Annotated in this window: 25 protein-coding genes, 3 pseudogenes and 1 other annotated feature; of the genes and pseudogenes, 15 read left to right on the forward strand and 13 right to left on the reverse strand. The window is 65.1% G+C overall.

Features of this window, described 5'->3' with window-relative positions; translation table 11 throughout:
• Window positions 1–55: 55 nt before the first annotated feature.
• The 4 genes and pseudogenes from K2L43_RS10160 to K2L43_RS10175 form a co-directional block, all read left to right on the forward strand.
• Complete coding sequence (locus K2L43_RS10160) at window positions 56–463, forward strand: transposase (protein WP_041835871.1); 408 nt, start codon at window positions 56–58, stop codon at window positions 461–463.
• 20 nt (window positions 464–483) lie between these two features.
• Entirely contained in the window at window positions 484–795 is a 312-nt protein-coding gene (tnpB, locus tag K2L43_RS10165) for an IS66 family insertion sequence element accessory protein TnpB (protein ID WP_011804029.1), read from the forward strand.
• An 80-nt stretch (window positions 796–875) separates the two neighbouring features.
• On the forward strand, window positions 876–2390 hold the full coding sequence (locus K2L43_RS10170) for an IS66 family transposase (RefSeq protein ID WP_011804030.1): 1515 nt from the start codon (window positions 876–878) through the stop codon (window positions 2388–2390).
• Window positions 2391–2442: 52 nt separating this feature from the next.
• Window positions 2443–2565: pseudogene (locus tag K2L43_RS10175) on the forward strand (2-alkenal reductase); the annotation flags it as partial.
• A gap of 626 nt (window positions 2566–3191) precedes the next feature.
• Here the strand turns inward: K2L43_RS10175 and K2L43_RS10180 are convergent.
• The 3 genes and pseudogenes from K2L43_RS10180 to K2L43_RS10190 form a co-directional block, all read right to left on the reverse strand.
• Window positions 3192–4256: an alkene reductase gene (locus tag K2L43_RS10180; protein ID WP_220637466.1), complete on the reverse strand. Its 1065-nt coding sequence runs from the start codon at window positions 4254–4256 to the stop codon at window positions 3192–3194.
• Window positions 4257–4342: 86 nt separating this feature from the next.
• Window positions 4343–5577 (reverse strand): IS3 family transposase gene (locus tag K2L43_RS10185; RefSeq protein ID WP_085947515.1). Its coding sequence is split into 2 segments (ribosomal slippage): window positions 4343–5289 and window positions 5289–5577, totalling 1236 coding nucleotides; the frame shifts between segments, so codons are not numbered across the junction.
• Window positions 5183–5299 (reverse strand) — a sequence feature (AL1L pseudoknot). Its footprint overlaps the gene before it by 117 nt.
• A 60-nt stretch (window positions 5578–5637) precedes the next feature.
• Window positions 5638–6017 (reverse strand): annotated as a pseudogene (locus K2L43_RS10190) (transposase); the annotation flags it as partial.
• A 139-nt stretch (window positions 6018–6156) separates the two neighbouring features.
• On the opposite strand from K2L43_RS10190, the gene K2L43_RS10195 reads away from it, so the two are divergent.
• Window positions 6157–6399, forward strand: coding sequence for a hypothetical protein (locus tag K2L43_RS10195; RefSeq protein WP_220637467.1), 243 nt, complete (start codon window positions 6157–6159; stop codon window positions 6397–6399).
• Between the two features lie 34 nt (window positions 6400–6433).
• Here K2L43_RS10195 and K2L43_RS19225 read toward each other — a convergent pair.
• Window positions 6434–6570, reverse strand: a pseudogene (locus K2L43_RS19225) (AAA family ATPase); the annotation flags it as partial.
• Between the two features lie 259 nt (window positions 6571–6829).
• The gene (locus K2L43_RS10205) at window positions 6830–7447 is read right to left on the reverse strand and encodes a site-specific integrase (protein WP_370632947.1); all 618 of its coding nucleotides are present in this window, start codon (window positions 7445–7447) and stop codon (window positions 6830–6832) included.
• 93 nt (window positions 7448–7540) lie between these two features.
• On the opposite strand from K2L43_RS10205, the gene K2L43_RS10210 reads away from it, so the two are divergent.
• Window positions 7541–8629 carry an IS5-like element ISDisp1 family transposase gene (locus K2L43_RS10210; protein WP_011803559.1) on the forward strand — a complete coding sequence of 363 codons (1089 nt, stop codon included), beginning with the start codon at window positions 7541–7543 and terminating at the stop codon, window positions 8627–8629.
• On the opposite strand, the gene K2L43_RS10215 is transcribed toward K2L43_RS10210, so the two are convergent.
• From K2L43_RS10215 to cobA, 3 genes are all read right to left on the reverse strand, one after another.
• Entirely contained in the window at window positions 8620–9438 is an 819-nt protein-coding gene (locus K2L43_RS10215; protein ID WP_220637469.1) for an Arm DNA-binding domain-containing protein, read from the reverse strand. The two genes, K2L43_RS10210 and K2L43_RS10215, sit on opposite strands and share 10 nt — an antisense overlap.
• Before the next feature lie 187 nt (window positions 9439–9625).
• Window positions 9626–11113 (reverse strand): ribonuclease G, encoded by a 1488-nt coding sequence (rng, locus tag K2L43_RS10220; protein WP_135148537.1) that lies wholly within the window; start codon window positions 11111–11113, stop codon window positions 9626–9628.
• 76 nt (window positions 11114–11189) lie between these two features.
• Window positions 11190–12014, reverse strand: coding sequence for a uroporphyrinogen-III C-methyltransferase (gene cobA, locus K2L43_RS10225; RefSeq protein WP_041839006.1), 825 nt, complete (start codon window positions 12012–12014; stop codon window positions 11190–11192).
• A gap of 210 nt (window positions 12015–12224) precedes the next feature.
• Between cobA and K2L43_RS10230 the strand changes: the two genes are divergently transcribed.
• The 9 genes from K2L43_RS10230 to K2L43_RS10270 are packed head-to-tail and all read left to right on the forward strand — an operon-like array spanning window position 12225 to window position 21249.
• Window positions 12225–13949: a nitrite reductase gene (locus tag K2L43_RS10230; protein ID WP_047351199.1), complete on the forward strand. Its 1725-nt coding sequence runs from the start codon at window positions 12225–12227 to the stop codon at window positions 13947–13949.
• A 19-nt stretch (window positions 13950–13968) separates the two neighbouring features.
• Entirely contained in the window at window positions 13969–14313 is a 345-nt protein-coding gene (locus tag K2L43_RS10235) for a cytochrome c (protein WP_220637470.1), read from the forward strand.
• Entirely contained in the window at window positions 14310–15524 is a 1215-nt protein-coding gene (locus K2L43_RS10240; protein ID WP_220637471.1) for a cytochrome D1 domain-containing protein, read from the forward strand. Before K2L43_RS10235 ends, K2L43_RS10240 begins: the two co-directional genes overlap by 4 nt.
• 3 nt (window positions 15525–15527) lie before the next feature.
• Entirely contained in the window at window positions 15528–16574 is a 1047-nt protein-coding gene (locus K2L43_RS10245) for an Lrp/AsnC family transcriptional regulator (RefSeq protein ID WP_220637472.1), read from the forward strand.
• Entirely contained in the window at window positions 16561–17043 is a 483-nt protein-coding gene (locus K2L43_RS10250; RefSeq protein ID WP_015913256.1) for an Lrp/AsnC family transcriptional regulator, read from the forward strand. Before K2L43_RS10245 ends, K2L43_RS10250 begins: the two co-directional genes overlap by 14 nt.
• A complete protein-coding gene (locus K2L43_RS10255; RefSeq protein ID WP_011805158.1) occupies window positions 17033–17515 on the forward strand; it encodes an AsnC family transcriptional regulator in 483 nt (160 codons plus the stop codon). Before K2L43_RS10250 ends, K2L43_RS10255 begins: the two co-directional genes overlap by 11 nt.
• A 2-nt stretch (window positions 17516–17517) precedes the next feature.
• The gene (gene nirJ, locus K2L43_RS10260) at window positions 17518–18738 is read left to right on the forward strand and encodes a heme d1 biosynthesis radical SAM protein NirJ (protein ID WP_220637473.1); all 1221 of its coding nucleotides are present in this window, start codon (window positions 17518–17520) and stop codon (window positions 18736–18738) included.
• Complete coding sequence (locus K2L43_RS10265; RefSeq protein WP_255580428.1) at window positions 18731–20431, forward strand: cytochrome D1 domain-containing protein; 1701 nt, start codon at window positions 18731–18733, stop codon at window positions 20429–20431. Before nirJ ends, K2L43_RS10265 begins: the two co-directional genes overlap by 8 nt.
• A gap of 53 nt (window positions 20432–20484) precedes the next feature.
• Entirely contained in the window at window positions 20485–21249 is a 765-nt protein-coding gene (locus K2L43_RS10270) for a Crp/Fnr family transcriptional regulator (protein WP_123675788.1), read from the forward strand.
• A 27-nt stretch (window positions 21250–21276) separates the two neighbouring features.
• Here the strand turns inward: K2L43_RS10270 and K2L43_RS10275 are convergent, their stop codons facing one another.
• From K2L43_RS10275 to purD, 5 genes are all read right to left on the reverse strand, one after another.
• Entirely contained in the window at window positions 21277–21903 is a 627-nt protein-coding gene (locus tag K2L43_RS10275) for a nucleoside triphosphate pyrophosphatase (protein ID WP_220637475.1), read from the reverse strand.
• A 51-nt stretch (window positions 21904–21954) separates the two neighbouring features.
• Window positions 21955–22422 (reverse strand): 23S rRNA (pseudouridine(1915)-N(3))-methyltransferase RlmH, encoded by a 468-nt coding sequence (gene rlmH, locus K2L43_RS10280; RefSeq protein WP_011805153.1) that lies wholly within the window; start codon window positions 22420–22422, stop codon window positions 21955–21957.
• 15 nt (window positions 22423–22437) lie between these two features.
• On the reverse strand, window positions 22438–23250 hold the full coding sequence (rsfS, locus tag K2L43_RS10285) for a ribosome silencing factor (RefSeq protein WP_220637476.1): 813 nt from the start codon (window positions 23248–23250) through the stop codon (window positions 22438–22440).
• Window positions 23251–23420: 170 nt separating this feature from the next.
• Entirely contained in the window at window positions 23421–24410 is a 990-nt protein-coding gene (gene hemF, locus K2L43_RS10290; protein WP_220637477.1) for an oxygen-dependent coproporphyrinogen oxidase, read from the reverse strand.
• Window positions 24407–25693 (reverse strand): phosphoribosylamine--glycine ligase, encoded by a 1287-nt coding sequence (gene purD / locus K2L43_RS10295; protein ID WP_220637478.1) that lies wholly within the window; start codon window positions 25691–25693, stop codon window positions 24407–24409. The genes hemF and purD overlap by 4 nt, the downstream gene beginning before the upstream one ends.
• Between the last annotated feature and the right edge of the window lie 21 nt (window positions 25694–25714).

Here is a 25714-nt window from a genome sequence, read left to right on the forward strand (position 1 = left end):
TGAACGCGCCGTGAGAAGCGGGCATCGTGCCCACGATTGGAGGATCGTGGAGACGATGGAACAGGTTTCAAGCGAAGGCCGGCCGCGCCGGCGTGAATACAGCAAAGCGTTCAAGGCACAGTTGGTGGCTGCGTGCGCGCAGCCCGGTGCCAGTGTCGGTGGTGTGGCCTTGTCGCACGGGCTGCACGCGAACATGGTGCACCGATGGATTCGGGAGGCGGGCCCTGTGCGCGCTCAACCGGGCGTTTGTTCGGATGCTGAGCCCGGCTTCATCTCGCTGCCGCTGACGGCAATGGCGGACAGCACCCATGAGGAGCAGGCGCTGGCTGCATTACCGCCATCCGCGCCTTTACCGCTGCCGTCTGCGCCAGTCCATGTGCGCCTGCAACGCGGCGAACTGGTGGTCAGCCTGCAGTGCCCACTGGGCCAGTGCGGGGCGCTCTTGCGCGAGGTGTTGCGGTGATCCGGGTCGATGCGGTCTGGATGTCCACGCAACCGCTGGACATGCGCGCCGGCCCCGAGACGGCCCTGGCCAGAGTGGTGCAAGTCTTTGGCGCGGCCCGCCCGCACCACGCTTATCTCTTTGCCAACGCACGGGCCAACCGCCTGAAGGTACTGGTGCACGATGGCTTTGGCGTCTGGCTGGCCGCAAGGCGCCTGAACCAGGGCAAGTTTGCCTGGGGCGATGAGCGCCTGGGTCCTCGGCTCACACTCAGCGTCGAACAACTGCAAGCCCTGGTCACGGGCTTGCCCTGGCAGCGCCTGGGAGAAGACGCTGTGATCACGGTGCTGTGATGTTGGTCGCCCCTGGGGCGGCGTTCAATTCGTGGATATGCCAGTAGGCGGCTGCCCACCCATCAGGGATGATGACGGCCATGAACGAACCGGTGGATCTGCAGAGCATGGACGAGGCGCAAATGCGCCAGATGCTGCAGCACCTCATGAGCGAGCTCAAACACAAGCAGACGCTGCTGGACAAGCTCAGCTACGAGATGGCCATCCTCAAGCGGCTGAAGTTCGCCGCCAAGACCGAGGCATTGAACGCCGATCAGCGCAGTCTGCTGGAAGACGCGCTCGAAGAAGACCTGCAGGCGGTGGATGAGGAGATCGAGCAGCTGCGCTCGGCTGAAGAGCGCAGCCCACGCCAGCAACCCAAGCGCCTGCCATTGCCGGCACAACTGCTGCGCCAGGAATTCACACACGAGCCCGAGGTGACTGAGTGCTGCGGCCAGGCCATGCGCCGCATGGGCGAGGACGTGGCCGAGAAGCTCGACTACACGCCCGGCGTGTTCATGGTGCACCGCCATGTGCGCGGCAAATGGGTGTGCGCGTGCTGCCAGACGCTCAAGCAGCAGCCGGTCGAGGCGCACATCATCGACAAGGGCCTGGCCACCACCGGCTTGCTGGCCCAGGTGCTGGTGGCCAAGTACGCGGACCACCTGCCCCTGTACCGCCAGGAGAGCATCTATGCCCGTGCTGGGGTGCCGCTGGCACGCTCGACCCTGGCGCAGTGGGTGGGCAGCTGCGGCGTGCAACTGCAGCCGCTGGTCGATGCGCTGCGTCAGGAGGTGCTCGCACACAGCATCGTGCACGCCGATGAGACCCCGGTGCAGATGCTCAAGCGCGGCAGCGAGCGCGATGGCAAGACGCACCGCGCCTACCTGTGGGCCTACACCCCGGGGCGGCACGAAGACCTCAAGGCCGTGGTCTACGACTTCTGCGAAAGCCGCGCGGGCAAGCACGCCGGTGAATTTCTCAACGGCTGGCGCGGCACGCTGCTGGTCGATGACTTTGCGGGCTACAAGCAGCTCATGGGCGAGCACATCACCGAAGCGGCTTGCTGGGCGCACGCCCGGCGCAAGTTCTTTGAGCTGCACGCAGCCAACAAGAGCCAGATCGCCGAGCAGGCGCTGGTGCAGATCGGGCAGCTCTACGAGGTGGAGAGGCAGGCGAGCAATGTCGATGGCACCGAGCGGCTGCGAATGCGCCAGCAGCACAGCCGCCCGATCGTGGACAAATTGCACGCCTGGCTGAGCGAGCACCGCAGTAAGGTACCCGAGGGTTCAGCCACGGCACGGGCCATCGACTACAGCCTGCGGCGCTGGCAGCCGCTCACGCGCTTGCTGGACAACGGCCAACTGCCGATCGACAACAACTGGATCGAGAACCAGATGCGACCGGTCGCGCTCGGTCGTAAGAACTGGTTATTTGCCGGGTCGCTGCGGGCGGGACAGCGTGCGGCTGCCGTGATGAGCCTGATCCAGTCGGCCAAGCTCAATGGCCACGACCCACACGCTTACCTCAAGGATGTGATGACCCGACTGCCCACACACAAGGACAGCCGCATCGGGGAACTGTTGCCGCATCGGTGGCAGAGCGCCACGATCTGAGTCTCAGTCATGACCGCCGGCGACGGTCAATATGGGGTGGCCGGACGGATACGACGATGTCGCCAAGCTGCTAGCACGGCTTGACGACCGGAAGGTAGGAGATGTTGTTGTCTTGTCGGTTGAGCGGGCCGGCAAGCCAAGGGAAGTGCGTGTGGAGTTGCAACCTGGCGCCTGATCTGAAGTTGAGGACTTCTGGGGATCGGCAAAAAATAACGATGGATGCATCAAGTATTCGAGCCGCAGAAACTTGATGCCCTACACTTTGGTTGCCAAGGCTTTTTGCTTTTGGGCTCGGACCTCTTCTTGCGCTAGTCCTTATATCGGCAGCAGCCAGCAGCTCTCGACGCACAGCAGAAGATCACGCTTGCATCTTGCCCCCCTGTAAGTAACGGCGGGCTGCCGTTCGCGGCCTAACCGTTACCTCAGGGCGTCTTACAGATAACCGTTATCCGAGTGCCCGCAGTTTTACCAAGCCAAGGGCAAGTATCAGGTGAACAGCTGACACTGGTGGTGCGCAGAATTACAGCGGTGTCTCGAGGGTCTGCTGCCGTAGATTGCGACCAGGAATTTCCGAACCTGACTGAACTCGATATGGGAGGATAGCGTGGCCTCGGCACTACCTGAGCCGGAGACGATGTACGAGTTCGGTGGGCGGCGAAGCAAACCGAGGCAACTTATCCATTAAAGATCGTGATGGCGCACAACACTCGGTAGGCGCCATCGATTCACAGCTTCGCAAGATCGAAGGGCAGAGCCTTGGGTATAACGTGGCTCGTTTCTTCGATCTTCTGGGGCGGTGATTTACGCGACCTGCAGCGTCGGATAGTCTGTATAGCCCTTGGCGCCACCTGCGTAGAACGTGTTGGAGTCAGGCGCGTTCAGCGGTGCCTTGACCCTGATGCGTGCGGGCAGGTCCGGATTAGCCAGGAAGGCGGTGCCAAAGGCCACAGCGTCAAGCTTACCTTCGGCAATAGCTGCCTCTGCCTCATCAGCGCTGTAACCCATATTGCCCACCAACACACCCTTGTAGTTTTCACGCGCTACGGGCATGACATCAGCCTTCTGCACGCCGAAGAAATCGGCGCGCATCACGTGCAGGTAGGCCAGCTTGAAGGCATTGAGCCTATCGGCCAGGAAGCCGATGAGGGCCAGCGGGTCACTGTCTTTCATGCTGTTGAAACTGTTGAGAGGCGACAGGCGCAGGCCCACACGTTCGGAACCGATCGCCTGGGTCACGGCAGAGAGTACCTCGAACAGCAAACGTGCACGGTTTTCCAGCGATCCGCCGTAGGCATCGGTGCGCTGGTTGGGCGTGTCGCGCAGAAACTGGTCAATCAGGTAGCCGTTGGCGCCGTGTACTTCCACACCATCAAAGCCGGCGGCAATGGCGTTGCGTGCGCCTTGAGCAAACGCAGCCACGATGCCGGGAATCTCTTCGATGGTCAGGGCGCGGGGCACCGCGTGCGGCACCTTGCCTTGGGGCGTGTGGATCTCACCCTCAATGGCGGTTGCGCTGCTGGAGACAATGGGGGCGCCATCGGCAGCGCCAGGGTAGGCTGCGCGGCCAGCGTGCCAGATCTGCATGAAGATGCGTCCGCCCTTGGCGTGCACCGCGTCGGTCACCTGTCTCCAGGCTGCAATCTGCGCGTCGTTGTAGATGCCAGGCTCATTGACGAAGGCTGATGTACCGGGCGCCACCATGGTGCATTCGGAAATCAGCAGGCCGCCGGTGGCACGCTGGCTGTAGTACTCGGCCATCAGCGCGTTGGGCATGTGGCCAGCGTCGGCACGGGCGCGTGTCAGTGGTGCCAGAAGGATGCGGTTGGGCAGGGTGAGAGAACCTACTTGAAGTGGATTGAATAGCATGTGAATGAAAACCCAGATTAGTGAACAGAAAACAGTGGTAAAGCTAACAGTATGAACCGCCCCGGCTTTCGAGGAGGCCGATTGGTTTAAGTTGACACTTCTGTCGAGGTGTCGCTGGCGGCGAGTTGCCTCCAGTAGTTTGCCTCAGCTTCTGCCGGAGGGATGCCCCCAATCGGCGTGAGCAGTCGGACGTGGTTGAACCAGTGCACCCATTGCAGGGTGGCCAGTTCCACGGATTCCCTGGTCTTCCAAGGTCCCCGGCGGTGAATCAACTCGGCCTTGTACAGACCGTTGATGGTCTCGGCCAGCGCGTTGTCATAGCTGTCTCCCCTGCTGCCCACCGAAGGTTGTATGCCCGCCTGGTCCAAGCGTTCGGTGTAGCGGATGCTGACGTACTGACTGCCCCTGTCGGAATGGTGCGTCAAGACATGGGCCGCTGGCTGGCGTTCGTACAGAGCCTGCTCCAGGGCATCGAGCACGAAGTCCGTCTGCATGCTGCGACTGACGCGCCAGCCCACGATGCGCCGAGCGTACACATCCACCACAAAGGCCACATACAACCAGCCTTGCCAGGTGGAGACATAGGTGAAGTCCGACACCCATAGCTCGTTGGGACGGCTGGCATGGAAGTGCCGGTTGACGTGGTCCAGCGGGCACGGGGCCGAGGTATCCGGCGTGGTGGTGCGCACCGCCCTGCCACGGCGTGCCCCTTGCAAGCCCATGGCACGCATCAGACGCTCGACCGTGCAGCGCGCCACCACGATGCCCTCGCGGTTCATCTGCAGCCAGACCTTGTCGGCTCCGTAGACCTGCCAGTTGGCGTGCCACACGCGCTGAATGTCGGCCTTCAAACCCTCGTCACGCTGGGCGCGTGCACTGCGCAGTTGCGCGTTGCGTTGCCGGGCTGCGTGGCGCCAGTAACACGACGGGGCCATCTGCAGCGCCCGGCAGATGGGCTCGACCCCGTAGTCATCACGGTGGCGGTCGATGTAGGCCTTCACGACTTGAGTCGGCGGTCGAGCTCCGCCTGCGCGAAAAACGCGCTGGCCGTCTTCAGGATGTCGTTGGCCCGGCGCAATTCTTTGACCTCACGCTCCAGTTCCTTGATGCGCTGCGCATCCGAGGTGGTGGTGCCGGGGCGCTGGCCGCTGTCGACCTCGGCCTTCTTGACCCAGTCGTTCAAGGTCTGTGGCACGCAGCCAATCTTGGGGGCAATCGATTCAATCGCTGCCCACAGCGACGGGTAGTCGGCTCGGTGCTCCTGCACCATGCGCACGGCGCGCTCGCGCACTTCCGGGGAGAACTTCGGTGACTTGTTCATAGCTCCATCTTCTCAAGTGTTGGAGCCTCCTCAAAACCCGGGGCGGTTCAGTGCGCGCTGGGGCGGGTGCCGCCAGCTGTCGCGCGACAGTCCCACCAAAGCGCAGGCGCGCCGTTCACTGATCGAGGTCTCTTCCAACATCTTGCCCACCGCGCGTCGCTTCGCCGGTGGGCTCAGCGCTTTACGCCGAAGGCCACCTTCAGCGCCTCGTTGTCCAACACCGCTTCGGCCAGTAGCTTCTTGAGCCGGTTGTTCTCGGCTTCGAGGTCGCGCAGCCGTTTGGCGTCGCTGGCTTCCATGCCGCCGAACTTGGCTCGCCACTTGTAGAACGTGGCCGAGCTGAAACCCTCTCGGCGGCACAGGTCCGCAACGCTCATGCCAGCGTCGGCCTGCTTGATGAACCCAATGATCTGTTCGTCCGTGTACCTGCTCTTGCGCATCGCGCTTCCTCTCGGTTGCGCGGATTCTCTATTGCCTTGGTACGGGTGGCGGGTTGCAGGTCAGGGGTTGCAGCGGATTACCGGGGAGGCCGAGGATCGCTGAATCACACGTTCGGTTTTTCTATCCAAGGAGTTCATCATGAAATACTTGCTCATCGCTCTCGTTGGCGCCACGACCCTTGGCTTCAGTCTCTCGGCCAGTGCCGCACCAGACCAAGAAAAGGTCTGTCCTCCCAAGAAACTCGTATTGCAGCTCGACCATGGCCCGCGCGCACAGACGACGCCGTACCTGAACCAATTGCGCAAGGCGCGTTATGAGGCCGAAGTCAAGGCCTGCAAAGATGCCGCAAAAGAAGTCGCCAAAGAAACCAGTACCCCGTAACTTTGGAGATGGGATTGGTCGCTGCGTGCATCTAATGGCTGACCGAGCGCATCGCACGGTCCGTGCCTTCGGCCTGCAGCAGATGCTCGATCAGCCAGCGCGAGTACTTCATGCCCACACCGCCCCCTCGCCGCCGCCTTGCTCGACCAGATCGGCCCACGCGCCGGCCATGCCGTGCGGGCGCAGTGCCTTGAGTTCGACCAGCACAGCACTGCCAGCGATTGGCTGGCCTCAGCCTGCCGAACCGCCTCCGCTTTGTACTCCTGCGTGTACTTGCCACGCACTTGCTTGCCGACCATTTCTTCGCTCCCTTCCAGCACTGTGGTCATGAGCTAAGAAGTCCATTCTTCGGGGGCACTACCCATGCGCAGACAAATCGAGGCACAAGGGCAGGCGCGAGCGCGACCCAGACTTGCAAGCATCGAAATTCTCAACAGGGGCACGCCGCAGTCCTGGGAGACCGCTCCCGCCTTACGACGCTTCGCGAAGAACCCAAAATCGCCGGCGGAGACAATGACCGTTCGCACCCAACGAGAAAGTCCGTCCAGATATGGAGCGCTTCTCGGCGCTCTTCGTAGTAGGTGTACTGGTCATAGATGCCTTCGACCCCCGTCAACTTGTGGTTTAGGCACATCTCCGAAATGTCCCGTTGAACACCAAGTGCACGCATATGCGACTTCATCGTGCTGCGGAAATCATGCGGGGTGAACCGACGAACGTCTGGCTCGTATTGATTGATCCAGTAATCGATTGCCTCGCGTATGGTGTCCTTCGAAACATGAGTGTCGCCGTTCTGGCGACGCACGCGCGCCTGCTTTCTCGCTGGCATCACGTACGCGGAAGATCCGGCCATCACACGCAATTCCTCAAACCAACCGACGACCGTAGGAACCAATGGGATATCCATGGCAGGCCCGGTCTTGCTCTCCGGCACATGCCAGCGAACTTCATCCAGGTGGACGTTCTCCCACTTTGCCATGTAAAACTCAGCACTCCTCACACCACAGGCCAGCAAGATTTTCATCGCCAGGGCGTTGACGCGTCGCATCTTGGCATTAACAGGCCGTTGAAAAATCCCCCGCCGACGCCCGCGTTGGCCGCTACGATCTGAAGCCATCGGTGAACGACCCAGACGAGGACGATGAGAGGCAGTCAAGATTTCCAGGGGGCGATGTTCAGCTACATCAGCCTTGAAGAGCGCGTGCCGCAGGCACACCCGCTGCGCAAGTTGCGCGCGGTGGTTGATGCGCTGCTGGCAACCATGAACCGCGAGTTCGAAGCGGTGTACGCCCGCCGTGGCCGCCCATCGGTGCCACCGGAGATGCTGCTCAAGGCCTTGCTGCTGCAGATCCTGTTCTCCATCCGCAGCGAGCGCCAGTTGGTCGAAGCGATCAACTACAACCTGCTGTACCGCTGGTTCGTGGGCCTGAACATCGAAGACAAGGTCTGGGACCACTCCACTTTCAGCGCCAACCGCGAACGTCTGTTCAACGAAGACCTCGCCCGCGCCTTCTTCGAGCGCGTCAAGCTCAGTGCCCAGTGGGGCAAGCTCGCCAGCGACGAGCACTTCAGCGTGGACGGCACGCTCATTGACGCCTGGGCCTCGCACAAGAGCTTCAAGCGCAAAGACGACGACAGCGGCACGCCGCCTGGGCGCAACCCCGAGGTGGACTTCAAGGGGCAGGAGCGCTGCAACGACACCCACGAGAGCACCACGGACGCCGATGCCCGGCTGTTCAAGAAGAGCCAGGGCGACAAATCCCGCCTGTGCCACATGGGGCACATCCTCATGGAGAACCGCAACGGGCTGATCGTGGATGTCGAGATCACCCACGCCAGCGGCACGGCCGAGCGCGAGGCGGCGCTGGCCATGTTGGAGCGTCGGGGCAACAGGAACAAACGGGCCACGGTCGGTGCCGACAAGGGCTACGACAGCAAGGCCTTCATCAAAGGCTGCAGAAAGCTCAAAGTCACGCCCCACGTGGCGGCCAAGGACAAACACTCGGCGGTGGATGCGCGAGTGACACGGCACGAGGGCTACAAGACCAGCCTGAAGGTGCGCAAGCGCATCGAAGAGGCCTTTGGCTGGATCAAGACCGTCGGTGGTCTGGCAAAGACCAAGCTGATCGGTCAGGCCAAGCTCACGGGCCAGGCGCTGCTGTGCTTTGCCACCTACAACCTTGTGCGAATGGGCAGCATCGGCGGCTGGTGGGACGCGCATCATGCGTGAGCCCAGGGATACGTGCGCCCGAAATGGGCGGGAGGGCCTGCAAACCGGCCAGATGGGCCGTTGCAATCGCTGCGCAGACGCGTCTGGGCAGCTCGTGTCTTCGCACTCAGCGTCCCTGATGCGTTCGAAAAGCACTTTTTCAACGGCCTGTTAAACAGAAGATGCAGTTCCTCCCGGGTTAGCATCAAGCGCTTCCTAATCGGAGGCCGCGGCCCCAGAAGGGCTGCCAACATGATCCCCTTGCAGGGGTTGGCATCAAGCAGTCGCTTTCCGCAAGCATGGGTGAACACGCTCTTTGTCGCCACGAGCAACATGTTTGACTCCACCCAGGTCAGTTTGCTTTCCTCGATGAGAGCGACGATATCGCCGGCTTCGGCTTCGCGAACGTTCAACGTTCCAAGGCGTCGATCCAACAGCTTGAGATGGCGGCCGTAGCTGCGTTGCGTGCTGCTGCCTAGAGCGGCCAGTTTTTTGAGCCGATAGTCCTGAATGAGATTGCGCAGCGTCCAGTCCCTTGCAAGGACAACCTTGGCTTTGTGCTTCTCGGCGACCGGGTTGACGCCTCGAAGAATGTCAGCCCGCTTTACTGTCGCCATGGCTCGGGCCTCCGCCAAGCCAAGATCGGGATAGGGGCCGAGGGTCAGTTCAAACCGCCGCGTACCAAACCGATACCGCAGCACCCATACCGCCTTGCCCGCGGCGGACAGCGTGAACGTCAAGCCGTTGCCGTCACTTTTTGCCAGAGATTTGCCCGCCTTGGCCCACTGCTTCAACTGCAGGTCGGATAACAGTCCATTCTTGGTCGCCATACTCAATGCTCCTGGGCGCTACGCAGAAGCCGGGTCCAGCGCACCGGCTAGCTACCCACGCAGCTACCCAATAGTGTTGCGAAAGGATGGGACCACAAGACACGACAAGAATGCTCGCCTGACGAAATCTCCTTTCACGACAGTCACTTATGTGTGGCGATTGAGGCAGGATGAGCCCGCCTGAACCTCACAGCAAAACAATGTCGTACTGCGCCTGGCCCATGGCGCTTTCGGCCTGCAGGGAGATCGGCGTGCCAATGAAGTCCGACAGGCCCGCCAGGTGCTGGCTCTCCTCGTCCAGGAACAGCTCCACCACGCGCGGGGATGCCACCACGCGGAACTCGCGTGGATTGAACTGTCGTGCCTCGCGCAGCACCTCGCGCAGGATGTCGTAACACACACTGCGCGCGGTCTTCACCTGGCCCGCGCCCTGGCACGTGGGGCACGGCTCGCACAGCATGTGCGCCAGCGATTCGCGCGTGCGCTTGCGCGTCATCTCCACCAGGCCCAGCTGTGAAAAACCGCCCACCATGGTCTTGACCCGGTCGCGCGCGAGCTGCTTGCGGAACTCCGCCAACACCGCGGCCTGGTGGTCCTCGCGCAGCATGTCGATGAAGTCGGCAATGACGATGCCGCCCAGGTTGCGCAGGCGCAGTTGCCGCGCGATGGCGCCCGCGGCCTCCAGGTTGGTCTTGAAGATGGTGTCGTCGAAGTTGCGCGCGCCCACGTAGCCGCCGGTGTTCACGTCGATGGTGGTCAGCGCCTCGGTCTGGTCCACGATGAGGTAGCCGCCCGACTTGAGCTGCACGCGCCGGCCCAGCGCCAGGGCGATCTCCTCGTCGATGGAATACAGATCGAAGATGGGGCGCTCGCCCTTGTACAGCTGCAGCTTGGCGGCGGCCGCAGGCATGAATTCATTGCCGAACGCCTTCAGCGCCACGAACTGCTCGCGCGAATCGATGCGTATGCTCTGCGTTTGCTCGCCCGCCAGGTCGCGCAGCACACGCTGCAGCAGGCTCAGGTCCTGGTACAGCAGTGAGGTGGGCGGATGCGTCAGCGCTGCCTGCCGGATGCCTGCCCAGGTCTTGCGCAGGTAGGCGATGTCTTCGGCCAGCTCTTCGTCGCTGGCGTCCTCACCATTGGTGCGCAAAATGAAGCCGCCACCGTTGCCCGATGCCTGGTCATCCACCAGCTTCTGCAACCGCGTGCGCAAGGCGTCGCGCTCGGCCTGGGGAATCTTCTGCGACACGCCCACATGGTCGTCCTGCGGCAGGAAGACCAGCAGCCGCCCGGCGATGCTGATCTGCGTGGACAGGCGTGCGCCCTTGCTGCCGATGGGGTCCTTGATGACCTGCACCATGAGCGCCTGGCCCTCGAAGACCTGCTTCTCGATGGGCACGGGCGGTTCGTTCTTGCGCGCGAACATCGGCGCCTCGCCGCCTTCCTGGCGGTGCCACACGTCCGCCACGTGCAGAAAGGCCGCACGCTCCAGCCCGATGTCGATGAAGGCCGATTGCATGCCCGGCAGCACGCGCGAGACCTTGCCCAGGTACACGTTGCCGACCAGGCCCCGCTCCAGCGTGCGCTCCACGTGCAGTTCCTGCACGGCGCCGTTTTCGACCACGGCCACGCGCGTTTCCTGCGGCGACCAGTTGATGAGGATGTCTTGTTGCATGGGCTTTTGCCAGATGAGGCGCCCATGATGCCTCAGAACCAGCGCTACCCGCCGCCCTACCGGCGCCCGGCGCCCGTCACACCATCGTCGCCAGCATGCCCTGCATGAGTTGCGGCTGCAGCGCCACCACGTCGCCCACGATGATGAGCGCCGGCGGACGCACGCGGTGCTGCTGCGCCAGCGCGGGCAGGTCCTGCAGCGTGCCGGTGATGCAGCGCTGCCCGGGCAGAGAGGCTTGCTCCACCAGCGCTGCGGGCGTGCTGTCCGGCAGGCCGTGGCGCACCAGTTCGCGGCAGATGATCGGCAGCGTGCCCATTCCCATGTAGATCACCACGGTCTGGCGCGGGCGCGCCAGCGCCTCCCAGTCCAGCGCCACTTCGTTGTCGCCGCGCAGGTGGCCGGTGGCAAACACCAGGGTCGCGGAGTGGTCACGGTGCGTGAGCGGGATGCCGGCGCAGGCGCCCGCCCCCTGCGCGGCCGTGATGCCCGGCACCACGTCGAACGCGATACCGGCCTCGGCCAGCGCCTGCACCTCTTCGCCGCCACGGCCGAAGATGAAGCCATCGCCGCCCTTCAGGCGCACCAGGCTGCGCCCGCTGCGCGCCAGGCGCACCATGAGGTCGATGATCGATTCCTGCGGCAGCGTATGGTGCGAGGACTGCTTGCCCACGTAGATCAGGTCGGCATCCTCGGCCACGTAGCGCAGCACCTCCTTGCCGACCAGGTGGTCGTAGAGCACCAGGCGCGCGCCGCGCAGGGCCTTGACGGCGCGCAGCGTGAGCAACTCAGGGTCGCCCGGGCCTGCGCCCACCAGCGTCACGTGTCCAGGCTTCGGGGGCTGTCCGGACTCTCCTGCTGCGGGTGCCACGGTGAACCAGCGCGCATCTTCAATGAAGCTCATATGGGCCTCTCCTTTGCGGATCATGGGGTGGCTCCATTGTTCAAAGGCTGCACCGTTTGCGTCCTTGAACCAGTTCAAGGACAGCGGCAACACCCGCTGCGACGATGCTCCCACTCGCATGAAGAGGGGATGGACAGCGACCTCGCGAGAGTGGCCGTGGCAGCCGCCAGGGCCCACCCAAGCGCTGATCCGTGACGCAGAGGACCCACAATGACAGCAAAGAGGATTGCCAGGCTGGTCGCATTAGCGGCCGCCACCCTGGTGTCTGCCACCGCTATGGCGCAGGACGCCAAGCCAGTCTCGGAGGCCGAGAAAAACTACCAGGCAGGCGGATCGCCGCTGGCGGAAGTGCCCATGTACCAGAGCACGAACCCCAAGGCACCCAAGATGACGCAGGCCGAGTTCGACCGCGCGCGCCAGATTTACTTCGAGCGTTGCGCGGGCTGCCACGGTGTGCTGCGCAAGGGCGCCACCGGCAAGCCGCTCACCCCGGACATCACGCTGGGCAAGGGCACGGACTACCTGAAGGTCTTCATCGCCTACGGCTCGCCCGCCGGCATGCCCAACTGGCAGACGTCCGGCGAATTCGACGAGGCGACCGTGGACCTGATGGCCCGGTACATCCAGCAGGACCCTCCCACACCGCCCGAGTGGAGCCTGGCCGACGCCAAGAACACCTGGAAGGTCATCGTGCCGCCAGACCAGCGTCCCAAGAAGAAGATGAACAAGTACAACTTGGACAACATCTTCTCCACCACGCTGCGCGACACGGGCGAAGTGGCGCTGATCGACGGCGACACCAAGCAGATCATCAACATCGTCAAGACCGGCTACGCGGTGCACATCTCGCGCATGTCGGCTTCGGGGCGTTATCTGTTCGTGATCGGCCGCGATGCCAAGATCAACATGATCGACCTGTGGATGGAAAAGCCCGACAACGTGGCTGAAATCCGCGTGGGCCTGGAAGCACGCTCGGTGGACACCTCCAAGTTCAAGGGCTATGAGGACAAGCTGGCGATCGCCGGTGCATACTGGCCTCCCCAGTACACCATCATGGACGGCAACACCCTGGAGCCCCTGAAGATCGTGTCCACCCGCGGCATGGTCGTCGGCACGCAGGAATACCACCCCGAGCCGCGCGTGGCTTCCATCGTGGCATCGCACTACAAGCCCGAGTTCCTGGTGAACGTGAAGGAAACCGGCAAGACGATGATGGTGGACTACTCCAACCTGAATGCGCTGAAGACCACCGAGATCGGCTCGGCTCCCTTCCTGCATGACGGTGGCTGGGATGCATCCAAGCGCTACTTCATGGTGGCTGCCAACAACAGCAACAAGATTGCTGCGATCGACGCCAAGGACGGCAAGCTGGCCGGTCTGACCGAAGTGGGCAAGATCCCCCACCCCGGCCGCGGCGCCAACTTCACGCACCCCAAGTACGGTCCGGTGTGGGCCACGGGTCACCTGGGCGACGAGACCATCTCGCTGATCGGCACCGACCCGCAGAAGAACAAGCAATACGCCTTCAAGGAAGTGGCCAAGCTCAAGGGCCCGGGCGGCGGAGCGCTGTTCATCAAGACCCATCCCAAGTCCAAGCACCTGTGGTCCGACGCACCGCTGAATCCTGATCCCAAGGTTTCGCAAGCCGTGGTGGTGTTCGACATCAACAACCTGGACAAGGGCTACGTCACGCTGCCGATCGCCGAATGGGCAGGTCTGCCCGATGACGGCGGCGCCAAGCGCGTGACCCAGCCTGAATACAACAAGGCAGGTGACGAAGTGTGGTTCGCCGTGTGGTCGGCCAAGGACAAGCAAAGTGCGCTGGTCGTCGTGGACGACAAGACGCTCAAGCTGAAGTCCGTGATCAAGGACCCGCGCCTGATCACGCCGACCGGCCACTTCAACGTGTACAACACCCAGCACGACGTCTATTGACGCACTTCGAAGGCCAGCCATGTCACGCACCGCGTTCCTGTCCCTGGCCCTGGCATTGGCCGCTTCGGCGGCCGGCGCACAGGGCACGCCCGACCCTGACCGAGCCGCCCAGCTCGTGCGCATGGTGCGGCAGGACTGCGGTTCGTGCCATGGCATGCGCCTGACGGGCGGCCTGGGTCCCGCGCTCACCCGCGAGGCCCTGGCCGGCAAGCCGCCCGAGTATTTGGCTGCCGTCATCACCCACGGCATCCCCGGAACACCCATGCCGCCCTGGAGCGCCATGCTGCAGGGAAGCGAGGCCCTGTGGGTCGCCGAACAGCTGGCCAATGGGTTCCCCGAAGAAAACAGGAGGTCCGCCCCATGAAACGGCGTGCCCTGCTCTCCCTTACCGCCAGTGCACCCCTGATTGCCACGGGCTGTGCGGCTCCCTCTTCCACCACCTCCACCTCCGCCGCTCCTGCAGCCACGCTGCAGGGCACGGGCGATCTGGGCGTGGTCATCGAGCGCGCCAAGGGCGCACTCACCCTGATCAACACCAGCCGGCGCGAAGCCGTGGGCCGCGTTACCGGCCTGGGCGACCTGTCGCACGCCTCGGTGGTGTTCTCGCGTGACGAGCGCTTTGCCTACGTCTTCGGCCGCGACGGCGGCCTGACCCAGGTAGACCTGCTCACCCAGCACATCACGGGCCGCGTGATGCAGGCCGGCAACTCCATCGGAGGGGCCATCAGCGCCGACGGCAGCCTGGTCGTGGCGCAGAACTACACGCCCGGCGGCGTCAAGGTCTTCGACGCCGCCACCCTTGAGTTGCTGGCCGACCTTCCCGCCCACACGGCCAGTGGCGAACGCTCGCGCGTCGTCGGCCTGGCCGACCTGCCGCAGCGCCGGTTCATCTACAGCCTGTTCGACGCGAACGCCATCTGCATCGCCGACTGCTCCACCCCCCGAAAGCCGCAGGTCACCACCATCCCCAACATCGGCCGCCAGCCCTACGACGCGCTGGTCTCGCCCAACGGACGCCACTACATCGCCGGCCTGTTCGGTGAAGACGGCCTGGCCATGGTGGACCTCTGGGACAACCCGCCGCGCGTGCGCCGCATCCTCGCAGGCTACGGCCGCGGCCAGCAACCGCTGCCGGTGTACAAAATGCCCCATCTGCGCGGCTGGGCCATCGCGGGAGGCCATGCTTATCTGCCCGCCATCGGCCGCCATGAGGTGCTAGTGGTCGACACCGCCACCTGGGCCGAGGTCGGCCGCATTCCGGTCGCGGGCCAGCCGGTGTTCGTGATGGCGCGGCCCGACGGACGTCAGGTGTGGGTCAACTTCTCTGTGCCAGACTACAACCGCGTGCAGGTCATCGACACTCCGAGCCAGCGCGTGGTGCAGACGCTGGAGCCCGGCAAGGCCGTGCTGCACATGGAATTCACGCCGCGCGGCGAATCGGTCTGGATCAGCTGCCGTGACGACAACCGCGTTCAGGTCTACGACACGCACACCTTGCAGTCCCAAGCCAGGCTGGACGTGGACGCCCCCAGCGGCATCTTCTTCACTGCCCGCGCACAGCGCATGGGGTTCTAAGCCATGCCGAGCAGCCAGAACGCAACCCACCTCGCGCTGCTCAACCACTGGCAGCGCGGCTTTCCCCTGTGCGCCGAACCCTTCGCGGCCATCGGCCACAGCCTAGGGATGGATGCCGAGGCGGTGCTCAGCGGCTACGCACGGTTGTGGCAGGCAGGCGCGCTCAGCCGCATCGGCGCGGTGTTCGCGCCGGGCGCGGGGGGCGCCTCCCTGCTGGCCGCCATGGCGGTGCCGCCCAAGCGGCTCGACGACGTGGCCGCCACGGTGTCGGCCCACCCGGGCGTCAACCACAACTACGAGCGCGAGCACACCACCAACCTCTGGTTCGTGGCCACCGGCCATGACGCGGACCAGGTGGAGCGTCTGCTCCAGTCCATCGAGCACACCACCGGCCTGCCCGTGCAGCGCCTGCCCATGCTGCGCCCCTACCGCATCGACACCGCCTTCGACCTGGAGAGGACATCCGCAGGCGTGGGGGACGGCGTCGGCACCACGGGCCCCACGGGCCGCGCACGCATCCCCCTGGCATCCAGCGACTGGCCCCTGGCCGCGCTGGCCGAGCAGGGCCTGCCGCTGACCGAGCGGCCCTATGACGTATGGGCCGACCAGCTTCACAGCAGCACGCCCGCCGTGCTGGCCACCATTGCCCGCTGGCAGGACGAAGGGCTGCTCAGCCGCTTCGGCGTGGTGGTGCGTCACCATGAACTGGGCTACACAGCGAATGCCATGGCCGTGTTCGACGTGCCGGACGACCACGTGGACACCCACGGCATGGCCCTGGCCCATGCGCACGGCGTAACGCTGGCGTACCGCCGTGCGCGCACGCCAGACTGGCGCTACAACCTGTACTGCATGGTGCATGGGCGCGACCGCGCAGCGGTGCATACCCAGCTGGCGCAGGCCGTGGCCCAGGCGGGCCTGGCCACTTGCCCCAGCGCCGTGCTGTTTTCGTTACGGCGCTTCAAACAGACGGGTGCGCGGCGGTTTGCCCACCATGCGCCCCATGCCATTCCCGAACCCATGCAGGAGGCCGTCGATGCTCTCCCCTGAAGACGCTCGGCTGATCGACCACCTGCACGGCGGCTTTCCGCTGGTGGACCACCCTTTCGCCGCCGTCGCCGCCGACATCGGCTGGACCGAAGAGCAGGTCATCGAACGCCTGCACCGCCTGCTCGCCCAGGGTGTGCTCACGCGCTTCGGCCCGCTGTTCCAGATCGAACGCGCAGGCGGCCAATTCGTCCTCGCGGCCATGGCTGTGCCCGAGGATCGTTTTGACGCCGTGTGCGCTGCCGTCAACGCCTTCACCGAGGTGGCGCACAACTACCGCCGCGAGCATGCGCTGAACATGTGGTTCGTGGTGGCGGCCGAGTCCCCCGCGCTGGCGCGCGAGACCCTGGCACGCATCGAAGCCGCGACTGGCCTGCCGGTCTACGCCTTTCCCAAGGAAGAAGAGTATTTCGTGGAGTTGCGCCTGCCGCCCCTGCCGGCCCAGTCCACCGGAGAACACCATGGCGCTTGATGCCTTCGACCGTGCGCTGATCGCCGCCACGCAGGGCGGGCTGCCGCTGGTGGCGCGCCCCTATGAAGCCGTGGGCGCCATGCTGGGCGTGCCTGGCGAGCAGGTGCGCGAGCGCCTGGCCCGGATGATCGACGAGGGCCTGGTGCGCCGCATCGGCGCGGTGCCCAACCATTACCGCCTGGGCTACACGGCCAACGGCATGAGCGTGTGGGACGTGGACGATACCCAGGTCGCCGCGCTGGGCCGCCAAGTCGCCGCGCTGCCGGGCGTGAGCCACTGCTACCGCCGCCCGCGCCACCTGCCCCACTGGCCCTACAACCTGTTTGCCATGCTGCATGGCCCCAGCCGCGCGCATGTCGAGCAACAGGCCGAGCAGATTGCCGGCCTGCTGGGCGATGCCTGCCGCGCCCACGACATCCTGTACTCCACGGCCATCCTCAAGAAGACCGGCCTGCGCCTCAAGGAAGACTGACCATGTTTCGCATCAGCCAGTACCTGCGTGAACTCGCCCAGGCCCAAGCCACCGGAACCTACCCCACTTCGCGCGAACGGCACGCGCGCGGCCCTGTGGTCATCTGGAACCTGATCCGGCGCTGCAACCTCACCTGCAAGCACTGCTACGCGCTCTCGGCCGACCACGACTACGCTGGAGAACTGTCGTTGCAAGAGGTGTACACCGTCATGGACGACCTCAAGGCCTTCGGCGTGCCGGCGCTCATCCTCTCGGGCGGCGAGCCACTGCTGCGCCCCGACCTCTTCGAGATCGCGGCGCGCGCGCGTGACCTGGGCTTCTATACCGGCCTTTCGACCAACGGCACGCTGATCGACGCGCCCATGGCCGCGCGCATCGCGGGCGCAGGCTTCGACTACGTGGGCATCAGCCTGGATGGCCTGAAGCCCACGCACGACAAGTTCCGCCGTCTGGACGGTGCGTTCGACCGCAGCCTGGCCGCCATCCGCCACCTGGCCACGCACAACGTCAAGGTGGGCCTGCGCTTCACCATGACAGCGCTGAATGCACACGATCTGCCCGCGCTGCTGCAGCTCATGAAGGACGAGGGCGCCAACAAGTTCTACTTCTCGCACCTGAACTACGCGGGGCGGGGCAACATCCACCGCGACAAGGACGCGCACCACCAGGCCACACGCCAGGCCATGGACCTGCTGTTCAACCACGCATGGGCCGATGCCCAGGCCGGCAGCCTGGACGACTACGTGAGCGGCAACAACGATGCTGACGGTCCCTATTTGCTGCAATGGGCGCGCGAGCACCTGCCGCAATGGGAAGACGCCTTGCGCCAGCGCCTGGTGGCCTGGGGCGGCAATGCCAGCGGCCAGATGGTGGCCAATATCGACAATCTGGGCCATGTGCACCCCGACACCATGTGGTGGCACCACGACCTGGGCAGCGTGCGCGAACGCCCCTTCTCGCAGATCTGGAACGACACCAGCGACCCGCTCATGGCGGGGCTCAAGCAGCACCCGCGCCCTGTCCAGGGCCGCTGCGCCAGTTGCCAGTACCTCACGATCTGCAATGGCAACACCCGCGTGCGCGCACAGCAGCTCACGGGCAACCCCTGGTTCGAGGACCCCGGCTGCTACCTCACCGATGCCGAAGTGGGCGCCTCCAGCACGCCCTTCGAGTCCCCCGCCAAGCATGAGCGCCGTCGCACGATCGAGATTGCCCATGCGTAAACTAGAAACACCTTTCCCTGAGCGGCTACGCCGCTTCCCCCTTCTCTGCGCTATCGCGAAAAAGGTGGATACCGCCGCGGCGAAGCGGCCCTTGCGCGGCAGCCGCTGGTCTGGACCGAGCCGTTATCTGGCGGCCTTGGGTCTGTTCTGGCTCACGGGCCTGCACGCCCAAACCACCGAAGCCCTCCAGCCCAACGCCCCCGCTCTGTACCAGCAGCACTGCGCTGTATGCCACGGCGCGCAGCGCACCGGCATCATGGGCCCCGCACTGCTGCCCGAGAGCCTGGAGCGTGTGCGCCCCGCCGAGGTGTTGCGCGTCATCCAGCAAGGGCGCCCCGCCACCCAGATGCCCGGGTTCTCCGAGCAGTTGGGCGACGCGGAGATTCGCGCCCTGGCCGCGTGGGTACGTACCCCCGTGGTGCCCGCGCCGCGCTGGGGCGAGGACGATATCCGGGCGTCACGCACGTTCACGCCCGTGCCCGACGATGAGCCCGCCAAGCCGAAGTGGAACGCAGACCCGATGAACCTCTTCCTCGTCGTGGAAGGAGGCGACCACCATGTCTCGCTGCTCGACGGCGACCGCTTCGAGGTCATCACGCGCTTTGCCAGCCGCTATGCGCTGCATGGCGGTCCCAAGTTCACGCCGGACGGGCGCTACGTGTTCTTCGGTTCGCGCGACGGCTGGATCACCAAATACGACCTGTGGCGCCTGCGCGTGGTGGCCGAGGTACGCGCGGGCCTGAACATGCGCAACGTGGCCGTGAGCGGCGACGGGCGCTGGGTGATGGCCGCCAACTACCTGCCCCACACGCTGGCGCTGTTCGATGCCGATCTGAACCTCGTGCAGACATACGCCGCAGCCACGCTCGACGGCAAGGCGAGTTCACGCGTTTCGGCCGTGTACGACGCCACGCCGCGCAAGAGCTTCGTGGTGGCGCTCAAGGACATCCCCGAGCTCTGGGAAATCTCGTACGACCGGAACGCGGCCCCCATCTACGATGGTCTGGTGCACGACTACAAGATGGGAGAGGCCATCGCCAAGCCCGGCTACCTGGGCGTGCGGCGCACCCCCCTGAGCGAGCCGCTGGACGACTTCTTCTTCGACCAGTCCTACCGCCACGTACTCGGCGCCACGCGCCCGCGCAGTGGCGCCGACGAACGCGCAAGCGCACAGGTCGTGAACCTGGACATCCGGCGCAAGGTGGCCGATCTGCCCATCGCCGGCATGCCGCACCTGGGCTCGGGCATCACCTTCGCCTGGGGCGACACCACCGTGCTGGCCAGCCCAAATCTGGGCGGCGGGGCCGTGGACGTCATCGACATGAAGACCTGGAAGACGGTGCGCACCATCGCCACGCCCGGCCCGGGTTTCTTCATGCGCAGCCATGAGGACACGCCCTACGCCTGGACCGACTCCATGATGAGCCCCACGGCCAAGGACACTCTGACCATCATCGACAAGCGCACGCTGCAGCCGGTGGCCCAGGTGCGCGAGCCCGGCAAGACGCTGGCGCACATCGAGTTCACCCGCGATGGCCGCTACGCCCTCGCCAGTGTCTGGGAAATGGACGGCGCCCTGGTGGTCTACGACGCCGCCACCTTCAAGGAAGTCAAGCGCCTGCCCATGAAAAAGCCCGTGGGGAAATACAACGTCTGGAACAAGATCACCCGCAGTGAGGGCACATCGCACTGAACGATTTGGGGTAGATCAAGTCAAAGCCTAGGGGTATCCCCTGTAATGCGCGCATGGACATCGCGCACTTCGACATACCGCGCTACCTTGCGGCACTGCCCCTGTTCCAGGAAATGGCACCCCAGGAGCTGGAACGCCTGGGCACGGGCTGCCGGCTACGCCGCTATGCGCGCGGCGAGATGGTGTTCAGCGTTGGCATGCCCTGCGAGGAATTCCACGTCACCGTAATGGGGCAGGTGAAGCTGTTTGCACTGTCGCCAGCGGGGCAGGAGAAGGTGATCGAGCTTGCCGGCCCCGGCATCAGCTTCGCCGAGGCGCTGATGTTTACCGATCGTCCCTACATCGTGAACGCCCAGGCCCTGACCGATACCCTGCTGCTCTCCGTGGGCAAGGCGGCCGTGGTGCGCGAGATCGAGAACGAGCCGCGCTTTGCCATGCGCATGCTCGCCGGCATCTCGCGCCGCCTGCACGGCCTGGTGCATGACGTGCAGACCTATACGCTGCACAACGGCGCGCAGCGCGTGATCGGCTACCTGCTGCACGCCCTGCCCGAGGACGCGCCTCATCCCCCTGCCGCGCCTGTGCCGCCGCAATGCCCGGCCCGCGCGGCACTGCAGTCCGTTGCTCCCGCGCCGCCAGCCAGCGCGCGCAGCATCTCGCTGCCGGTGAGCAAGGCCACCATCGCTTCGCGGCTGTCGATCACGCCCGAGTATTTCTCTCGCGTACTGCACGACCTGGAGGCCGCCGGCCTGATCCACATCGACAAGCGCGACATCCACATCCCGGATACGGCGCGCCTGGCCAAATACCCGATGTAACCAGGCTCCGGGCCTGACAGGCTGCGCCTAGACGGCCAGCACGCCCACCGCGCGCAACAGGCGCGCCGTCTCATACATGGGCAGGCCCATGATGCCGGAGTAACTGCCCGACAGGTGCTCCACATAGGCGGCGGCGCGCCCCTGGATGGCATAGGCGCCCGCCTTGCCCAGCGGCTCGCCCGTCGCCACGTAGTCCTCGATCTGCGCCCGCGACATGGGCGCAAAGCGCACGCGCGAGACCGACAGCGCCGTAAGGCGTCGGGGACCCACCTGCAGCGCGACGGCCGTCAATACGCGGTGTTCATGCCCCGCCAACTCCCCCAGCATACGCACCGCGTCGTGCGCATCCTCGGGCTTGCCGTAGATGGTGCGACCCAGGGCCACGGTGGTGTCGGAGCACAGAATGGGCGCTGGCGACAGCCCGCGCCGCGCATGGCGCGCCACGGCAGCGTCCAGCTTCAGCCCCGTCACCCGCTCGACATAGGTCGTGGGCGCCTCACCAGGCAGCACGGCTTCGATGGCCTCGGCATCCTCGGCCTCGTCCCCCGCCGCGTTGGGCAGCAGCAGCTCATGGCGCACCCCCAACTGCTCCAGCAACTGGCGGCGCCGCGGGCTCTGGGAGGCCAGGTAGATGAAGCGGTGTTCTTGAGTCAAATGGGCCTCCAGCGCCCGACCAACAAGCGCGAGCAGCTATCAAATCTAAAGTTATTCGCGATGGTACGGGTGCCCGGCATTCACCGACCAGGCACGGTAGAGCTGCTCGATAAGCAACACGCGCACCATGGCATGCGGCAGCGTCAGGTCAGACAGGCGGATGCGCTCGTGCGCCGCCTGGCGGAAGGCCGGGTCTAGGCCGTCGGGGCCGCCGATGACCAGGGCCACGTCGTCCCCCCCGAGCTGCCAGTCCTTCAGCCGCTGGGCCAGGGCCTTGGTGGTGAGACCCGTGCCCCGCTCGTCCAGCACCACCACACGCGTGCCACGCGGGATGGCCGCTTCGATACGCTCGCGCTCGGCAGCATAGAGCGTCTCCAGCGTCTTGGAGCCGCGCGGCTCGGTCTTGACGGCCTTGAGCTCGACCTTCAGCTCGGGCGGGAATCGCTTGGCATAGTCGTCATAGGCCGTCTGCGCCCAGTCGGGAACCCGCTGGCCCACGGCCACGATCAGCAGCTTCATGGGTCAGCGCAAGGCTCAGGCCTTCTTGCGTGCGGGGGCCTTCTTCGCAACAGCCTTGCCGGTGGATTTGGCGACCGGCTTGCGTGCCGTGGTGGTAGCAGCGGCCTTGGCGGGTGCCTTCTTGGCCACAGGCTTGTTCACCACGACGGTCTTCACCGCGTTCTTGACAGCTGGCTTCTTCGCCGCCACGGGCTTTGCCGTGGTCTTCTTTGCTGCGGGTTTGGATGCGGCCTTGACCGGTGCCTTCTGTGCCTTGCTCGCGAGCTTGCCAGCGGGCTTGGATGCGGTCTTCCCTGCGGCCTTCGCTGTCGGCTTGGCGGCCGAGGGGGTCGCTGCCTTGGCCGGCTTCTTGCCTGTGGCGGGCTTGGCTGCTGCCTTCTTGGCGGCCGGCTTGCGCGCGGGCGCCTCGTCGTCGCCTTCCGAGGCCATGATCTTGCGCGGCTTGGCAGCGCCCAGCTTCAGGCGCACGGGCTTCTCGCCCCAGATCTCCTCCAGCCGGTAGTACTGGCGGATGGCGGTCTGCATGACATGCACCACGGCCTGGCCGCAGTCCACGATGATCCATTCTCCGTTGTCCTCGCCCTCGCTGCGCGGCTTGGGGAACCCGGCCTTGCGCACGGCGTCGCGCACGCTGGCGGCCAGCGCCTTGGTCTGGCGGTTGGAGCTGCCGGTGGCGACGACCACGCGCTCGAACAGCGGCGAGAGATGCTCGGTGTTGAAGACCTGGATGTCTTGCGCCTTGACGTCTTCCAGGCCATCGACGATGGCGCGCTGGAGCTTGGTGACGTCTTTCTTGGCGGCGGTTTCCGATTTGCTGGAAGTGGTCATCAGGTGGTCTTCAGTGAAGGAATGGAATCAATATAGCCTGCAAGCACCGCCACGGCCAAGGGGGGCGCGGAGCGGTTGTCAGGGCATGTTTCAGATATCAAAAACGGGTCTGGTGCTTGATAGTCAAGCGCAGGCAGCTATTGAAATTATAGTTACCCGCGCTCACACACTCAGATCCAGTCGCGGCGCTGCAGAAAGCGCTCGGTCAACAGCGCCTCGGGCGAACCCGGCTGCGGCTCGCGCTGGTAGGACCAGGCCGCCAGCGGCGGCATGGACAGCAGGATGGATTCCGTGCGCCCACCCGACTGCAGGCCGAAGTGCGTGCCGCGGTCCCACACCAGGTTGAACTCCACATAGCGGCCACGCCGGTAGAGCTGGAACTCGCGTTCGCGCTCGCCATGGTCCATGTGCATGCGCCGCTGCACGATGGGCAGGTAGGCGCCCAGGAAGGCATCGCCCACGCTCTGTGTCATGGCCAGGCTCTGCTCGAAGCCCAGCTCCGCGAAGTCGTCAAAGAAGATGCCGCCCACGCCGCGCTGCTCATTGCGGTGCTTAAGGTAGAAGTACTCGTCGCACCAGGTCTTGAAGCGCGGGTACAGGCCTTCGCCGAAGGGTGCGAGCGCATCGCGGCAGGCACGGTGAAAGTGCACCGCATCCTCGTCGAAACCGTAGTACGGCGTAAGGTCCATGCCGCCGCCGAACCAGCAGATGGGGCCCTGGCCTGCCTGACCTGCCGCACCTGTGCCCGCCGCACCTGTGCCAGCTGCGATCATGCGCACGTTCATGTGCACCGTGGGCACATAGGGGTTGCGCGGGTGAAACACCAGCGACACGCCCATGGCCTCGAACGGCGCACCCGCCAGCTCCGGCCGGTGCTGCGTGGCCGAGGGCGGCAGGCGCGGCCCGCTCACATGCGAGAAGCCGCAGCCCGCGCGCTCGAACACGCGCCCACCTTCCAGGATGCGCGTGATGCCGTCGCCCTGCAGTGCAGAGCCGCTTTCGCGCCGCCAGGCATCGGACCGAAAGCGCGCCCCCCCCTGGCTTTGCGGCCCCTCGATGTCCTCCAGCGCGCTGGTGATGCGCGCCTGCAGGCCCTCCAGATAGCCGCGCACGCGGGCCACGGTGTCCGCCGTGTTGAAGGTGGGTTTTTGTGTGGTCATCCGTTGGCCTTCACCGCGCGGTGGCCAATGTCGTGGCGGTACTGCGCGCCGTCAAAGTGAATGCCGCGCGCCACGTCATACACACGCTGCTGTACCTGCTTGACGCTGTCGGCCAGCGCCGTCACGCACAGCACGCGCCCGCCACTGGTACGCACCACGCCATCCACGAGCTGTGTGCCGGCGTGGAAGACCATGGCGTCGTCCGCGTCCTGCGGCAGGCCGGTGATGGCGTCGCCCTTGCGCGGGTTCTCGGGGTAGCCCTGGGCAGCCATCACCACGCCCAGCGCCGTGCGGCGATCCCACTGCAGTTCCACCTGGTCGAGCTTGCCGTCCACGGCCGCCCCCAGCACCTCCACCAGGTCGCTTTTGAGGCGCATGAGGATGGGCTGTGTCTCGGGGTCACCCATGCGGCAGTTGAACTCCAGCGTTTTGGGATGGCCCGTCGCGTCGATCATCAGGCCGGCATACAGAAAGCCCGTGTAGGGGATGCCGTCTTTTTCCATGCCACGGATGGTGGGCAGGATCACCTCGCGCATGGCGCGCGCATGCACGTCGGCCGTGACCACCGGCGCAGGCGAATACGCGCCCATGCCACCGGTGTTGGGGCCTTGGTCGCCATCCTTCAGGCGCTTGTGGTCCTGGCTGGTGGCCAGCGCCAGGACGTTCTTGCCGTCGCACAGCACGATGAACGAGGCTTCCTCACCTTCGAGGAACTGCTCGATCACCACGCGGGCGCCGCCTTCGTTGTGGGCGACGCCGTACTTGTTGTCCACCAGCATGAAGTCCACGGCGTCGTGGGCCTCCTGCAGCGTCATGGCTACCACCACGCCCTTGCCCGCCGCCAGGCCGTCGGCCTTGATGACGATGGGTGCGCCCAGACGGTCCACGTAGGCATGCGCGGCCTGCGGGTCGGTGAAGGTCTCGTACTCGGCCGTGGGGATGCCGTGGCGCTTCATGAAAGCCTTGGAGAAGGCCTTGGAGCTTTCCAGTTGCGCGGCAGCCTGCGTGGGGCCGAAGATGCGCAGGCCGTGGGTACGGAACTCGTCCACCACGCCAGCGGCCAGCGGTGCCTCGGGGCCGACCACGGTGAGCGCGATCTTCTGCGCCTGCGCCCACTCGCGCAGGGCCGTCACGTCGCTGATGGGCACGTTCTCATACTTTGGCGACAGCGCCGTGCCGCCGTTGCCGGGCGCCACGTACACCTTGGAGGTCTTGGGGGACTGGCTCAGCTTCCAGGCCAGTGCGTGTTCCCGGCCGCCGCCGCCAATGACTAGGATTTTCATAGGGTGTCGGTGCTCAAGTTC

The sequence above is a fragment of the Diaphorobacter sp. MNS-0 genome (genome assembly GCF_019602835.1).
Classification (GTDB): Bacteria; Pseudomonadota; Gammaproteobacteria; order Burkholderiales; family Burkholderiaceae_C; genus Diaphorobacter; species Diaphorobacter nitroreducens.